This window comes from Micromonospora sp. NPDC049282 (assembly GCF_043197045.1).
Lineage (GTDB): Bacteria > Actinomycetota > Actinomycetes > Mycobacteriales > Micromonosporaceae > Micromonospora.
Genome location: NZ_JBICSL010000007.1, coordinates 283,714 through 298,691, shown reverse-complemented (window position 1 = coordinate 298,691; position 14,978 = coordinate 283,714). Strand labels below are relative to the sequence as shown.

The following is a 14,978-nucleotide window of genomic DNA, read 5'->3' as shown; positions in this document are numbered from 1 at the left end:
ACCCCCCCCCCCCCACCCCCCCCCGCCCCCCCCCCCCCCCCCCCCCCCCCGGGGGCCCCCCCCCCCCCCCCCCCCCCCCCCCCCGCCGCGGCAGTGGGGTCAACCGTTCCTCGATCGCGTCGCACTCGCGCGCCCGGTCCGGAAGCGCCGTCGTCCCGAGCAGCTCCCGGACGGCCTCGCAGTGCCGTCGGGCCGTGTCCGGCTCACCCTGCCGAATCGCCACCTTGGCCTGCACGATGAGGGCATCGCTGTGCAGTACCCGGTAGGCGTTGCGGGAGGCGATCAGGAGCGCGTCCTCCGCTGTCCGGTGGGCCTCCTCGGCGGCGCCGTCGAGCAGGGCGGCCTCCGCGAGACCGATGGCCGCCTGGCACTCGAAGTATCGGAAGCCACGGTTCCGGCTGATCGACAGGCTGTCGGTGAACCGGGCGCGGGCCTCATCGACGGCCCGGCTGCCCAACAGCGCGAAGCCCAGCGTGTTGAGGGTGGCCGCCTCGGCCCGGCTGCCCAACAGCGCGAAGCCCAGCGTGTTGAGGGTGGCCGCCTCGGCCCGCAGGTTGCGCAGCTTCCGGGCGAGCCGCAGCGCCTCGGCGGCGTTGTGCACCGCGGACACCCACTCGTTCACCTGTCGGTCGAGCTGGCTCAGCTCATCGAGCACCGACAACTCGCGCAGCGTCGAGCCGGTACGCCGGTAGTAGTCGAGTGCGGCCTCGAAGTGGGCGCGTGCCGGCTCGAAGTCCTCCGACTGCCGCAGGACCATCGCCAGGTTGTGCCGATTGGCCATCGCCGACAGGTGGCGCGCCGACCGCTCGTTCAACTGTTGCGCCGCCCGGAAATGGTCGGCCGCCTCGGTGAGCTGGCCCCGTTCGTGGCACAGGGTGCCCAGGTCGTTCAACGTCACCGCCCGGACGTGGTGGAACTCGGGTCCGGTGCCGAGGTCCAGCGCCCGCTGGTAGAGCTCCTGAGCCTCGTCCGGGTGACCCAACTCGGCCTGCACGAGCCCGAGGTTGTGCGACAGGTACGCCTCGCCGACGAGCCAGCCGCTGGCGTGGGCAGCGGCGATGCCCCGGCGGTAGGCGTCGGCGGCGAGGTGATGCTTGCCGGCCGCCCAGTGCGCCTGCCCGATGGTCTGATGCATGGCGGCCTGGGCCCGTACGTCACCCGCGGCCTGCGCGGCGGCGAGCCCGGCCGACCCGCTCGCCAGCCAGGCGACCACGTCCCCCGAGACGAAGAAGTACCCGCGGAGCTGGTCGGCCAACTCCCAGGACCGTGCGCCGTGCCCGTCCTCCGGCGCCGATTCGACGGCGGCGATGAGACTGCCCACCTCCTCACCGAGCCACGCCGTCGCGGCATCGATGTCGGGGAACGGGTTCTCGATCGGGTCGACGTCGATCGGCAGCCGCACCATGTCGGCGTAGACCAGGCTCATCGCGGACGCGGTCCGCGCGAGGTACCAGGTGTAGAGCCGGCCCAACGCGGCGGTGCGGTCGACGGATGACTCCCGGTTCTCACCGTCCCGCAGCGCGTAGAGTCGCAGCAGGTCGTGGTAGCGGTAGCGGTCCACACCGCTGGGGTGGAGCAGGTTCTCCGCGACGAGATGGTCCAGCGCCGCGCGGACGGCCCGGGGCTCGACGCCGAGCACGGCAGCGACCGCGTCGGCCGAGAAGTTCTCCCCCGGGATCAGCGCGGCGGCCTGGAACACCTGGGTCGCCATCGGCGGCAGGTCTCGGCAACTGATCGCGAAACTGCTCGTCACGGTACGTTCGCCGAGGCTCAGTCGGGCGAGCCGCGACCGTTCGTCGGTCAGCCCTCGCAGCACCTCGGCGATCATGCTTTTCCGCCGGCCCGCCAACCGGCCCGCTACCAACCGCACCGCGATGGGCAACCGGCCGCACGCCTCGACAAGCGCCTCGGCGTCCCGGTGCTCGGTCCGGACGCGGGCCTCCCCCAGCTCTGCCCGCAGCAGGCCCAGTGCCTCCTCCGGCGTGAACACCGGCAGGAGCGTGGTGACCGCGCCGTCCAACTCCTCGCACTGGCTGCGGCTGGTGACCAGCACCGCGTTCCCGCCCGGGCCGGGCAGCAACAGGCGGATCTGGGCGGCGTTGTGCGCGTTGTCGAGCACGACCAGCACCCGTCGGTCGGCGAGGACGCTCCGGTAGAGCGCGGCGGCCTCCGCCTCGTCACCGGGGACGGCGCGCGCCTCGACGCCGAGCGCCCGCAGCAGCCGCGCCAGGGCGTACCCGACCGGGACCGGCCGGTCGTCGTTGCCGCGCAGGTCGAGGTAGAGCTGGCCGTCCGGGAAGTCGCGGCGCACTCCCCACGCCGCCATCAGGGCGAGGCTGGTCTTGCCGACACCGGCCATGCCGGAGATGACGTGGACGACCGGCGATCCGCCACGCGGATAGCGCAGCGCCCGCTCGATCCCTCGGAGTTCCTCGGCGCGTCCGCAGAAGTCCGCCGGCGGCGCCGGGGTCTGCCGCGGCGTGACCGCACCGCCGTTCGCCGCCGGAGTGCCGCCGGCCTGCACGCTCTGTCCGCTGACCACGGCCTGCCGCGCGTCGACCAGCTCGGCTCCGGGGTCCATGCCCAGTTCCTCGGCGAGCCGCCGGCGGACACTCTCGAAGGCCTCGATCGCGGCGGCCTGCTGTCCGCAGGCCGCGAGCGCGACCACCAGTCGCGCGTGCAGCGACTCGTGCCACGGGTAGCGCCCCGCCAGCCGGCGCAGGAGCGGGAGGACCTGCCGCTGTTCGCGGACCACCTCGCCGAGACGCGCCAGCCGCACGGCGACCTCCACGCGCTCCTCGGCCAGTGCCGTGACCAGCGGATCCCCGGAGAGTTCCGGCACGTCCTGGACGGCGTCGTCACCGCGCCACATGTTCGACGCGTCGAGGAGCAGGTCGAAGGCGCGTCGGGGCGGAAGGGCCGGCGAAGCGGCCTCGGCCAGGCGCGACCGGTAGGCCACGAGATCGAGTTGCTCGCCGTCGACGTGCAGCCGGTATCCACCCGACTCGAGGGTCACCGCCGGCGGCCGGTCGGACTGAAGCCTCGGCTCCAGCAGACGGCGGATCCGGCTCACATGGGTCTGCACCACGTTGGCCGCCGACGGCGGGGGTCGCTCTCCCCACAGCAGGTGGACCAGCTCGTCCCGGCTGACCGACCGGCCGGGCTCCAGCGCGAGGCGCGCCAACACGACGCGGTGCCGGCCGGCGCGGAGATCGGCGGACCGGCCGGCCCGGGTGACCAGCAGCGGCCCCAGCACCCGGACGCCGGCTGGGCCCGCCGCCTCGACCCGGTCCCGCTGCGGCGGTCGGGCCAGCTGCGTGAACCGCTCACGGTCTTCGTGGTGCAGCCCCAGGGCATCCGCGAGGGCGCGCAGCGAGCGCCCCCGCGGTCTCCCGCTGCGCCCCTGTTCGAGGTCGCGCACCACGCCGACGCTGACCCCTGCCTGGTCCGCGAGGTCCGCCTGGGTCAGGCCACGGCCGACCCGTGCGCTCCGTAGCAGGTCACCCAGGCCCTCATGTCTGAGATCATCCATTCGACTCCCCCGTGTTCGGACGGATCGTAGTACGAGGTCCACTACAGGATCTGTCCCTCCAGCCGTACGTCAGGAGCGCTCTCCACACTCGTCACAGGGCGGGCGGCAGCTCGCCGAAACACGGGAGGAGAACACATTGCACTCATCCGCTCGACGGTGCGCTTCACTGGCCCGCCGGACACTGGTGCCGGTGGTCGTGCTGGCCGCGGCCGTCGTCTCGATGCCGGTAGCGGCATCGGCCGCGCTCGACACCCCGGCGGCGCGCCTGGCCGCCACCACCGTGCCGGGCGACCCGCCACTGCCCGAGTACCCGGGCCTGTCGCCGCGCGCCGGAGCGGCCGCCGCGGTGAGCACCACGCCGCTGCCGTGCGACAACAACGGACCGGACAAGGCCATGCAGCGGTCGGACGCGGTCAGCCGGGCCCGTAGCTGGCTCAGCGTGGGTGGCGTCCCCTACAGCCAGAACCGCTGCTACAAGAACCAGTACGGCGACTACCGCACCGACTGCTCGGGCTTCGTCGCGATGGCGTGGGGTCTCGGCGGGGCGGGAGACGACTTCTGGACCGGCAACCTGAGTACCCGGTCGCACCCGATCGCACGCGCCGACCTGGCGCCGGGCGATGCTCTGCTCCGGCACACCGGTGACCGCGAGGAGAACCACGTCGCCCTGTTCGTGAAGTGGGGCAACTCGGCGCACACGGAGCCGGTGGTCATCGAGCAGACCGGCAGCGCGAACACCATCGAGCGCACCTGGACCGCCGGCAACGCCGGCCTCTACACCCCGGTCCGCTACGACAACATCCTGGAGGACGTGTCGCCGGAGGACGTGCCGATCTCGGGTGACTGGAACGGCGACGGCGTCGACACCGTCGGCGTCTTCCGACCCAGCACCTCCACCTTCTACCTCCGCGACACCAACAGCGGCGACGCCACCCGCATCTTCAAATTCGGCCACGGACCCTCCGGCGACATCCCCATCGCCGGCAACTGGGACAACACCGGCGGCGACTCCGTCGGCGTCTACCGACCCAGCAACTCCACCTTCTACCTCACCAACGGCACCACCAGCAGCACCAACGACACCGACTACGAATTCAAATTCGGCCACGGACCCTCCGGCGACCAACCCGTCGCCGGCAACTGGGACAACACCCGCGGCGACTCCGTCGGCGTCTTCCGACCCAGCACCTCCACCTGGTACCTCACCAACGGCACCACCAGCACCGACTATGAATTCAAATTCGGCCACGGACCCTCCGGCGACCAACCCGTCGCCGGCGACTGGAACAACAACGGCTACGACTCCGTCGGCGTCTTCCGACCCACCAACTCCACCTGGTACCTCACCAACGGCACCACCACCGCCACCAACACCACCGACCACGAATTCATCTTCGGCCACGGACCCTCCGGCGACATCGCCGTCCCCGGCCGCTGGATCAAAAACAGCAACACCACCCCCGGCGTCCGCCGCCCCGGCAACAACACCGTCTACCTCCGCAACACCAACAACGGAGGCCCCGTAGACACCCAGTTCATCTACGGCATCTGACCACCACAGCGGCGGGACCCGGACACCACCGGGTCCCGCCGCCGTGGCATGCCCGGACGGTGTCAGCCCCGGCGCAGCGCGGCGACGGCCTCCCGCAGGTCGTCCTGGCCGATCGGGGCGGGCGGTGCGCCCTCGGTGGCCTCCCGCAACGCCTTGGCGAGTTGCACCCGGCGCAGCGCCTCGCGCAGGTCGGCGCCGGTGAGCCCGGCGGTGTCGGCGGCGAGGGCGGCCGGGTCCACGTCGTCGGCGAACATCCGGAAGCCGGTGCGCTCGTGCCGGTCGATCAGCTCCCGGATCATCTTGCCGAGGATCTCCGCGCGGCCGGCCTCGTCCGGCGCGGGGATGGCGATCTTCAGGTCGAAACGGCCGGAGCGGATCAGCGAGGCGTCGACGCGTTGCGGGAAGTTGGTGGTGGCCACCACGATGACGTCGGGGTTCTCCTCGAACAGCGTGTTCATCTCCTGCTTGAAGATGCCGGCGACGGCGTTGACCGCCTGGCTGGCCGCGTCACCGCCGGCGCCGGCGTAGCTGATGATCGAGTCGAACTCGTCGAAGAGCATCACGGTGGGCCGGCGGTAGCGGCGGGCGTCGCGGAAGATGCGCTTGATGTTGCGCTCGGAGCCACCGAGGTACTTGTCCAGGATCTCCGGCGTGCGGATCTCCACGAAGTCCGCGCCGACCTCGTTCGCGAGGGCCCGGGCCAGCATGGTCTTGCCGGTGCCCGGCGGCCCGTACATCAGGATGCCCTGCGGCCGGCGCGCACCCCAGCGGGCCATCGCCTGCGGGTGCCGGAACGACACCGCCACCTCGCGGAACCGGGCGACCACGTCGGCCAGCCCGCCGACCTGGTCGAGGGTCACCGTGGAGCTGCGCGGCGCGGCCACCGCGACCGGTCGCCGCCCCACCAGGTACGTCCGTCCGCGCAGCACCGTCGGCTCGACGCTGTCGCCGGTGAGTTCGCGTACCGCCTGGAACAGCAGGCCGAGCACGGCACGCAGGTGCTCCGGTCCCACCTCGGCGCTGGGCACGTCGGCGCGGATGCGTACCGTGCCGTTCTCCTGATCGACGCGGGGTCGCACGCCGGCGGCCTCGGCGGCGGCCAGCACCGCCCGGCCGGCCGGGTCGCGCGGCGGCGTGACCAGGGCGGTGCCGGTGGGCCGCAGCCCGAGACGGCGGCCCGCCCCGGCCGCGGCCCGGCCCACCACGGCGGCCGGGCCGTCGCCGCCGCGCGCGGCCAGCCGCTCGGCGAGCAGCAGGCCGACCGGCCCGGCCAGCCCGAGCGCGAGCAGGCCGGCCGGCGCAGCCTCCACCCGCAGGTACGCCTCGAAGTGGTGCATCGGCCGCCCGTCGGCGGTGTCGGCGCGCACGGCGCAGCGGGCCTCCCGCACCGGGGCGGGGAAGCTCGCGCCGGCCAGCAACTCCACCGGACCGTCCTGGGCGGCGGTGAGCAGCCCGGCCGGGTCGGTGATGCGCACCTCGGCGCCGAGCAGTGGCACCGTCTCCTCGTCCGGCCGCACCTCGTACCCGGTCATGGGTCCTCTTCCCTCGCGGCGACGTGTGAGGACGAGTCTGGCACCCGCCGGGCCGGGCGGCCACCGCTCAGCCCGCGTCGGCGAGCAGGCCGTCGACCAGGTCGCGGGGCAGCCCGTGGGTGTCGTGCAGCCAGTGGTAGTCGCGTTCGGTCAGCGGACCCCCCGCGCGCACCCGGTCGACCAGTGGCCGGCCGCGCCGCAGCAGCTCCCGGAACCGGCGCTCCTCGTCGCACAGCAGCTCACGCGGCGGGCCGGGGTCGACCGGCCGGCGGAACCGGCGCAGCGTGTCCGCGTACCCGGTGAGCGGCAGCTCGCCCAGGCTCCGCGTCGGGTCGTCGCGCCACAGCACGGTAAGCGCGCGGCGCAGCAGCCGGCGCAGCACGTAGCCCCGGCCGGTGTTGCCCGGGCGTACCCCGTCGGAGAGCACGACCACCGCCGAACGCAGGTGGTCCGTGACCACGCGCAGGTCCGTTTCGGGCAGGTCCCACGCGTCGCGGACCGCGCCCACCCACGGGGTCAGGCCGTCGCCGGTGAACACGGACCGGTCGCCGCGCAGCACCATCTCCAGCCGTTCCAGCCCCATCCCGGTGTCGATGCTGGACAGCGGCAACGGCGTGAGCCGGCCGTCGGGGTGGCGGTGGTAGCGCATCTGCACGTGGTTCCACACCTCCACCCAGCGCTCGTCGCCGCTCGGCGTGCCGGTCGGCGGCCCGTCGCCGGTCCAGACGAAGATCTCCGAGTCGGGCCCGCACGGGCCGGTCGGGCCGTTGGACCACCAGTTGTCCTGGCCGAGCGCCTCCACCGGCACGCCGAGCGCGGTCCACGTCTCCCGCGCGGTCTCGTCCGGGCCGAGGTGCTCGTCGCCGCCGAAGACCGTCGCGTGCAGCTTCCCCGGTGGGATGCGGTAGCCGTCGGTGAGCAGATTGAAGCCCCAGCGCAGGCTGGTCGCGATGTCGTAGTCGCCGAGCGACCAGGAGCCGAGCATCTGGAACACGGTCAGGTGGGTGCGGTCGCCGACCTCGTCCAGGTCGGTGGTGCGCAGGCACCGCTGCACGTTGACCAGGCGGTGTCCGCCCGGGTGCGGGCGCCCCAGCAGGTACGGCGTGAGCGGGTGCATGCCGGACGTGGTGAACAGCACCGGGTCGCCGGGCGGTGGCACCAGGGAACTCTCCGGCGCGTCGGAGTGGCCGAGGCGGTGGTAGTGGTCCTCGAAGATGCGGATGATCTCGTCGGGTGTCATGGCGGGTGCCTTCCGGGTACGGGCGTCCGGACGATCCGCCGAAAGGTGGCGTGACACGACGACGCCGGCGGACCGTTTCCGGTCGCCGGCGTGGGGGTGAGGGCAGATCAGGCGGCGGCAACCGGCGAGCGGAAAGCTCGCGCGGCCGCGGCGGTGACTGATCGCCTGCTCTGCATGCCCCCACGCTAGCCCACCCCCTCCCCTCCCGCCCACCCCTTTCCTCCCACCCCCACCCACCCCACCCCACCCCCGGGGACGGGGGTGGGAGTGAGCAGGTGGCGGTAGAGGGCGTCCAGGCGCTCGGCCTGCGCCTCCCACGTCCAGGTGGGCAGCGGTGAGTTCGGACCCTCGTAGGCGGCGCGGTGACGGGCCGGGTCGGCGAGCACCGCCCGGATGGCGCGGGCGAGGTCGGCGGCGTCCCGGGCACGGAACACCTCGCCCTGCCCGGTGGCCCGGACCGTGTCGGCCATGGTGCGGACGTCGCTGACCACGATCGGCAGCCGCGCGTGCGCGTACTCGAAGAACTTGGTGATCAACGCGATCTCGTGGTTGGGCCAGTGGTGCAGCGGGATGAGCCCGACGTCGGCGGTGGCGAGGAACGCGACGAGCTGCCGGTGCGGCACGTACGGCACCACGTGCACCCGGTCGGCCACGCCACGCCGGACGGCCCGGGCGGTCACCTGGCGGACGTATCCGGCGGCCGGGTCGGCGACGACCAGCGCCAGGTGTACGCCGGGAAGTCGGGGCAGCGCCTCGACCACGGTGTCCACGCCGCGCTGGACCGCCATCGCACCGCTGTACACGAGCAGCGGGGCGCCGGCGGCCACGCCGCAGCGGACCCGCAGGTCGGGGGCGGCCCCGCCGGCCGGTTCCGCCTCGACGACCGGCGCGTTGAGCACGACGGTGGGACGCTCCGGCAGGTCATAGTCGCGGACCAGCAGCTCGGCGAGCGTGTCGGAGACGGTGACGACCGCGTCGGCGTGGTCGACGTACTCGCGGACGTAGCCCAGGTGGGCGGGCAGCCAGCCGGCGTTGTCGCGCCGGGGCCGCGCGCCGGGCAGCCACTCGTGCGCGTCCCAGACCAGCTTCACGACGCGTCCCCCCGCACGGGCGCGGTCGACCGCGCGGGCGGCCACGCCGAGCATCCGGAAGTCGTGCGCGTGGATCAGGTCGGGGCGCAGGCCGTCGAGGACCGGGCCGGCGACCCGCTCGTAGTCCCAGAGTCCCGGCTCCAGCCGGCGCCAGGCCCGGTCGCCCAGCCAGACCCGCCAGTAGCGGACCCGGGCGTGCTCCACCGGCCGGCGGGCCAGCCGGACGGCCCGCAACGGCAGCCCGCCGCGCGCCACCAACCGGCCACGCAGGCCGGACACGACGCCGCGTGGAGCGCGCACGTCGGTGGGGACGACGCGGGGCGCGTCCAGCGGCAGCACCCGTACCTCGGCGTCGCCGAGATGCCATCGGCGCTCGGCGCCGGTGCGGGCGCAGCCGAGGAGGGTGACGTGCCAACCGGCGTCGGCGGCGGACCGGGCGGCCTTCTGCACCCGCGAGTCGCCCTCGACCGCGTTGTCGACGAGCATCACCACCCGCCGGCCGGTGCCCGGCGGCGTCGCGGCGTCCCGCTGCGTCGGCATGGGCGCGAGTGTACGGGGGCACGGGGCCGGCCCGACGGCTGCGGAATGCGGCCTGAGCTGCGAAGACACCGATTGTGCGGAGGCCGGTGGGTGGATGTTCACCGGCCGTGCACGTGCCGGTCAGGCGGCGCCGGAGGGAACCAGCGGACCCGGCGCGACCGGCTGCCGGCCGTCGCGCCGGTTGGGCAGCGACAGGCGGATGACCTTCCACCAGGCGGAGGCGACCTGCTTGGGCAGCGGGCCGGTGGTGTAGCGCAGCCCGTACCTGTCGAACAGCGCCCGCACCTGCGGGGCGATCTCCTGGTAGCGGTTGCTCGGCAGGTCGGGGAAGAGGTGGTGCTCGATCTGGAAGGACAGGTTCCCGGTCATGATGTGCAGCAGGCGGGGACCGCTGATGTTGGCCGAGCCGAGCATCTGCCGCAGGTACCACTCGCCGCGCGTCTCGCCCTCAATGGAGGTCTTCTCGAACGTCTCCACGCCGTTCGGGAAGTGCCCGCACATGATCACCGAGTGGCTCCACACGTTGCGGATCAGGTTGGCGGTGAAGGTGGCGGCGAGCGTGGACAGGAACGACGGGCCGGAGAGCAGCGGGTGCACCACGTAGTCCTTGAGCACCTGCTTGCGGATCTTGCGGCCGACCGCCTTCGCCTTGGCCCGGAACTTCGGGTCCTTCAACCGCTTCTGCTTGAGGTGGTCGCCCAGCTCCATGTCGTACGCGGCGATGCCGTACTCGAAGAAGGCGGCGTTGAGCAGGTTCCACACCGGCTGGCCCAGGTGCATCGGGTGCCACGGCTGGTCCTCGTCGACGCGCATGATGCCGTACCCGAGGTCGTTGTCCTTGCCGACCACGTTGGTGTAGCGGTGGTGCAGCTCGTTGTGCGACTGCTTCCACTGGTCGGCCGGGGAGACGTGGTCCCAGTCCCAGGTGGTGGAGTGGATCTTCGGGTCGCGCATCCAGTCCCACTGGCCGTGCAGGACGTTGTGCCCGATCTCCATGTTGTCGAGGATCTTGGCGATGGTGAGCCCGGCGGTGCCGGCGATCCAGGCCGGCGGGAACAGCGAGAACAGCAGCACCGCGCGGCTGCTGATCTCCAGCGTCCGCTGGGTCTTGATCACCTTGCGGATGTAGCGGGCGTCCCGCTCCCCCCGGTCGGCGACCACCCGGTCCCGGATCGCGTCCAGCTCCTTGCCGATGATCTCGATGTCCTCGGCGCTCAGGTGGGCGATCGGGTTGTCGGCCTTCTTCTGGATCACGGTCACGTCGGTGGCTCCTCAGAGTTCGATGTCGCAGGTACCGGCTGCCGCCGAGACGCAGGTCTGGATCCGCACGCCGTCACCCGGCACAGCCGTGGTGACGTCGCCGTTGCGCAGGTCGCGCACCGCGCCCTGGCGCAGCGGCACGACGCAGCCGTAACAGATCCCCATCCGGCAGCCCGAGGGCATGAGCACCCCCGCGTTCTCCCCCGCGTCGAGCAGTGTGGTGGCACCGTCAGCCTGAACTGTTACCCCGGCGACGGTGAAATTCACCTTCCCGCCCTCGCCCGGTGTGATCACCGTGGGGCGGAACCGCTCGGTGTGCAACAACTCGGCGGCCCCCCGCGCCGCCCAGTGCGTCTCGGCCGCGTCCAGCAGGCCGACCGGGCCGCAGGCCCAGGTGTGCCGCTGCGCGTGGTCGGGTACGAGTTCGTCCAGCTCGGTCACGTCGAGCAGGCCGGAGGTGGCGGTGTGCCGCTCGACCAGGCGTACCGCGCCGCGTTCGGCCAGCGCCCGCAGCTCCGCGCCGAAGATGACGTCGTCGCGGGTCGGCGCCGAGTGCACCAGCACCACGTCGGCTTCTTCGGTGAGCCCGGCGCGGAGCATCCCCATGACCGGGGTGATGCCGCTGCCGGCGGTCAGGAAGAGGACCCGCTCCGGCGTGGCCGCGGGGAGCACGAAGTCACCCTGCGCCTGGTCGAGCTGGACGATCGTGCCGGGCCGGATCCGGCGGACCAGGTGGTTGCTGACCTTGCCGTCCGGGATCGCCTTCACGGTGACGGCGATCCGGCCGTCCGCCGCGCCCGGCGCCGAGGTGACCGAGTACGCGCGCCACTGGCGCACCCCGTCGACGTCCACGCCGAGGCGCACGTACTGCCCCGGCAGGTGGCCCCGCCAGCCGCGACCCGGCTGGATCACCAGCGTCGCCGCGTCCCGGGTCTCCGGGCGGACGGCGACGATCCGGCCACGCAGCGGCGCGCCCGCGCGCAACGGCGCGACCATGTCGAGGTAGTCGCCCGGCAACAGTGGGGTGGTGACCGTGCCGGCCAGCCGCAGCAGCCTGTCCCGGAAGGAGACCTTCTGGGAGCGGCGGGGGGCAGTTGTGGTCATATGACCAGCGTGACCGCGCAATCGCATAACATCTTGACCGGCAAAGGTGAAACGGTCACAGGTTTTTGTTCGAAGGGAACAACGATGACGCAGGAGAGCGGGACCGGGCAGCGGGCCGCCCATCTCGATCTCGACGTCGAGGTGGCGGCGACGCTGCGGGGCCGGCTGCCGATGGTCGCCGAGCGGACGGTCACCGCGATCACCGCCGAGGTGCCGGACTACTCCGGCGCGCTCACCGGCGCCATGCGCGAGAAGATCGAGAACGCGGTACGCATCGCGCTGGGCACGTTCCTCCAGCTCATCGAGGGTACCCAGGCGTTCGACCCGAGCACTCCCCTGGCCCCCGCGCTGGAGGCCGCGTACGCGCTGGGCAGCGGCGAGGCCCGCTCCGGACGGAGCATGGACGCGCTGCTCGCCGCGTACCGGGTGGGCGCCCGGGTGGCCTGGCGGGAGGTCTCCACCACCACCGTGCGCAGCGGGCTGGCCGCCGAGACGGTGGCCGAGTTCGCCGAGCTGATGTTCGCGTACATCGACGAGCTGTCCGCGGCCAGCGTGGCCGGGCACGCAGACGAGCTGGCCAGTGCCGGCCGGGTGCGCCGCCGGGACGTGGAACGGCTCACCCGGCAGTTGCTCGCCGGCGAGCCGGAGGAGTCGCTGCGACGCAGCGCGGAGCGGGCCGACTGGCCGCCGCCGCAGACGCTGACCGTGGTGCTGCTGCCCCGCCGGCACCTGCGCGGGGTGCTCGCCCTGCTCGGCCCGCAGACGCTGGAGAGCGGGGAGGACCTGCCCGGCATGCGTCCGGCCGAGGAGCTGGCGGTGCTGCTGGTACCGGACGCGCACGGCGGCCGGCGCCGGCAACTGGTCCGGCTGCTGCACGGGCACCGGGCGGTGCTCGGCCCGGCCCGCCCCTGGCACCGGGTCGCCGCGTCCTACCAACGCGCCACCCGGGCCCTCGCGCTCGGCCTCGGCGAGCCGGACGCCGGGCCGGTCGACACCGAGCGTCACCTGGCAGCGCTGTTGCTCAGCATGGACCCGGAGGCGCTGGCCGACCTGCGTGCCCAGGCGCTGGCCCCGCTCGCCGCGCTGCCCCCGGCCACCGCGCACCGGCTCGCCGAGACGCTGCGGTCGTGGCTGCTGCACCAGGGACGCCGCGACGAGGTGGCGGCGGACCTGTTCGTGCACCCGCAGACCGTCCGCTACCGGATGGGCAAGCTTCGGGAGCTGTTCGGCGACCGGCTGCACGAGCCGGCCACCGTCCTCGACCTCACCATCGCCCTCGCCGTCCCACCCGAGCAAGGAGGGGCCCCCGCCCAACGCCTCCGGTAGAGCAGCGGCCCCCGCTTGACACCCGGGGCGCAGGGCTCGGCGGCACGGGTCCTCCGGCCCTGTCCGGTCGCGCCGGCGCGGGGCAGGCTCGGGAGGGGACGAGGAACGAGGAGGCGCCGCCATGGACCGCTCATCGACCCGCACGGAGCAGACCCAGACGGTACGGGTGCTGGAGACGGCGGCCCGACAGTCCCTGCACGCCCCCTCGGTGTTCAACACCCAGCCCTGGCGCTGGCGAGTCGACGCGGACACGCTGGAGCTGCGCGCCGACCCGGCCCGGCAGCTCGCCCACACCGACCCGGACGGCCGGCTGCTGATCCTGAGCTGCGGCGCGGCGCTGCACCACGCCCGGGTGTCGCTCGCCGCCACCGGCTGGGCGGTCACCGTCGAGCGGCTGCCCGACCCGGCCGACCCGACGCTGCTGGCCCGGCTGCGCGCCACCGGCCCGACCGCGTTGGACGTACCGGCGCTCCAGCTCGTCGACGCGATCCCGCGCCGTCGCACCGACCGACGCGCGTACGGCGACCGGCCGGTGCCCGAGCCGGTGCTGACCCGGCTCACCGACGCCGTCGAGGCGCAGGGCGCGCACCTGCACGTGGTCCGCCCGGACCAGATGCCGATGCTGGCCGTGTCCACCGGTCGCGCCGCCGACGCGGAGCTGGCCGACCCGGCGTACCGGGAGGAGCTGCGTCGGTGGACCAACCGCCCGGCGGGCAGCGGCGACGGCGTGCCCACGACCACCGCGGTCCGGCCCGCGCCACGGCGCGTCCCGCTGCGCGACCACGCCCCCGGCGGGGCGGCCGGGCTGACCGCCGGCGCGGACTTCGACCGCGGCGCGGCGTACCTGATCCTGTTCGGTGACCGCGACGAGCCGGCGGCCTGGCTGCGCGGCGGCGAGGCGCTGTCGGCGCTGCTGCTCACCGCGACCGCCGAGGGGTTGGCCGGCGCGCCGCTCAGCGACGCGATCGAGCTGGCCTGGCCGCGGCGGATGATGCGCGACCTGCTCTCCGGCATCGGCGACCCCTACCTGGTGGTGCGGGTCGGCTGGGGGCCGGACGCGGATCTGCCGCCGGCTCCGCGCCGCGCGCCCGCCGAGGTCATCGAGGTGGTCGCGCCGCAGTGAGCACAAGGACGATCGTGGCGACGGGCGTCGCACGCCCGCGCCCTGGCGCTAACCTCGGCGGGTGTTCGAGCTGAATCCGGCCGACGCGTTCGTGGTCTTCGGCGACCAGGACTCCGGCTGCGTCTCCTACGGCGTCGAGGCGGCGGGCCGGCGCTGGTTCGTCAAGCGGGGCCGGACGCCGCGGGCGCGGGCCTCGCTGACCCGGGCCCTCGGGCTGCACGCCGCCGTCCGGCACCCGGCAATCGTCCGACCGGAGCTGGTGCGCGACGGCACCGACGGGCCGACGCTGGTGTACCCGTGGTGCGATGGCACCGTTGTACGACGGCTGTTTCCTCTACGACTTCGACGCGCGCCGGATGCGGCTGATCGACCTGGACGAGTACCGGCCGGGACCGTTCACCCTGGACTCCGAGCGGTTGCCGGGGTCCCGCCGCTACCTCTCGCCGGAGGAACTGACCCGCGGCTCGGTGATTGACGAGCGCACCACCGTCCACGCGTTGGGCCGCACGCTGCGCCACCTGCTCGACGCGCCGTCCGGCTGGCGGGGCGACGCCCGCGCCGCGGCGGTCGTGGACCGGGCCACCCGAGCCGACCCGGGCGCGCGATACGCGTCCGTGCCCGATCTGGTCGAGGCCTGGCGGAACGCCTGACCGCCGATCGGCTGACCCTCGCTCGCGT

At 73.6% G+C, this 14,978-nt stretch carries 10 protein-coding genes; 4 read left to right on the top strand and 6 right to left on the bottom strand.

Features of this window, described 5'->3' with window-relative positions:
* On the bottom strand, positions 1-3,532 hold a 3,532-nt coding region (locus tag ACGFI2_RS14755; protein ID WP_393516217.1), incomplete at its 3' end, for a BTAD domain-containing putative transcriptional regulator.
* A 190-nt stretch (positions 3,533-3,722) separates the two neighbouring features.
* Here ACGFI2_RS14755 and ACGFI2_RS14750 point away from each other — a divergent pair.
* Positions 3,723-5,084, top strand: coding sequence for a hypothetical protein (locus ACGFI2_RS14750; protein WP_393516214.1), 1,362 nt, complete (start codon positions 3,723-3,725; stop codon positions 5,082-5,084).
* 62 nt (positions 5,085-5,146) lie between these two features.
* Here the strand turns inward: ACGFI2_RS14750 and ACGFI2_RS14745 are convergent, their stop codons facing one another.
* The 5 genes from ACGFI2_RS14745 to ACGFI2_RS14725 all read right to left on the bottom strand — a co-directional run bounded on the left by ACGFI2_RS14745 (position 5,147) and on the right by ACGFI2_RS14725 (position 11,851).
* The gene (locus ACGFI2_RS14745) at positions 5,147-6,616 is read right to left on the bottom strand and encodes an ATP-binding protein (protein WP_393516211.1); all 1,470 of its coding nucleotides are present in this window, start codon (positions 6,614-6,616) and stop codon (positions 5,147-5,149) included.
* Positions 6,617-6,683: 67 nt separating this feature from the next.
* Positions 6,684-7,856, bottom strand: a complete 1,173-nt coding sequence (locus tag ACGFI2_RS14740; protein ID WP_393516208.1) for an alanine--tRNA ligase-related protein — start codon at positions 7,854-7,856, stop codon at positions 6,684-6,686.
* A gap of 185 nt (positions 7,857-8,041) precedes the next feature.
* A complete protein-coding gene (locus tag ACGFI2_RS14735; RefSeq protein ID WP_393516229.1) occupies positions 8,042-9,433 on the bottom strand; it encodes a glycosyltransferase family 4 protein in 1,392 nt (463 codons plus the stop codon).
* A gap of 174 nt (positions 9,434-9,607) precedes the next feature.
* Entirely contained in the window at positions 9,608-10,747 is a 1,140-nt protein-coding gene (locus ACGFI2_RS14730) for a fatty acid desaturase family protein (protein WP_393516205.1), read from the bottom strand.
* Positions 10,748-10,759: 12 nt separating this feature from the next.
* Positions 10,760-11,851, bottom strand: coding sequence for a ferredoxin reductase (locus ACGFI2_RS14725; RefSeq protein WP_393516202.1), 1,092 nt, complete (start codon positions 11,849-11,851; stop codon positions 10,760-10,762).
* Positions 11,852-11,935: 84 nt separating this feature from the next.
* On the opposite strand from ACGFI2_RS14725, the gene ACGFI2_RS14720 reads away from it, so the two are divergent.
* The 3 genes from ACGFI2_RS14720 to ACGFI2_RS14710 all read left to right on the top strand — a co-directional run bounded on the left by ACGFI2_RS14720 (position 11,936) and on the right by ACGFI2_RS14710 (position 14,950).
* Entirely contained in the window at positions 11,936-13,177 is a 1,242-nt protein-coding gene (locus ACGFI2_RS14720; RefSeq protein ID WP_393516199.1) for a PucR family transcriptional regulator, read from the top strand.
* A gap of 121 nt (positions 13,178-13,298) precedes the next feature.
* Positions 13,299-14,300 carry an Acg family FMN-binding oxidoreductase gene (locus ACGFI2_RS14715; protein WP_393516196.1) on the top strand — a complete coding sequence of 334 codons (1,002 nt, stop codon included), beginning with the start codon at positions 13,299-13,301 and terminating at the stop codon, positions 14,298-14,300.
* A 305-nt stretch (positions 14,301-14,605) separates the two neighbouring features.
* A complete protein-coding gene (locus ACGFI2_RS14710) occupies positions 14,606-14,950 on the top strand; it encodes a hypothetical protein (RefSeq protein ID WP_393516193.1) in 345 nt (114 codons plus the stop codon).
* Positions 14,951-14,978 lie beyond the last annotated feature (28 nt).

Coding starts and splice junctions, on each gene's coding strand:
- ACGFI2_RS14745 (WP_393516211.1), bottom strand. CDS start 6,616: ATGACCGGGTACGAGGTGCGGCCGGACGAGGAGACGGTGCCACTGCTC.
- ACGFI2_RS14740 (WP_393516208.1), bottom strand. CDS start 7,856: ATGACACCCGACGAGATCATCCGCATCTTCGAGGACCACTACCACCGC.
- ACGFI2_RS14715 (WP_393516196.1), top strand. CDS start 13,299: ATGGACCGCTCATCGACCCGCACGGAGCAGACCCAGACGGTACGGGTG.
- ACGFI2_RS14720 (WP_393516199.1), top strand. CDS start 11,936: ATGACGCAGGAGAGCGGGACCGGGCAGCGGGCCGCCCATCTCGATCTC.
- ACGFI2_RS14725 (WP_393516202.1), bottom strand. CDS start 11,851: ATGACCACAACTGCCCCCCGCCGCTCCCAGAAGGTCTCCTTCCGGGAC.
- ACGFI2_RS14735 (WP_393516229.1), bottom strand. CDS start 9,433: ATGCTCGTCGACAACGCGGTCGAGGGCGACTCGCGGGTGCAGAAGGCC.
- ACGFI2_RS14710 (WP_393516193.1), top strand. CDS start 14,606: ATGGCACCGTTGTACGACGGCTGTTTCCTCTACGACTTCGACGCGCGC.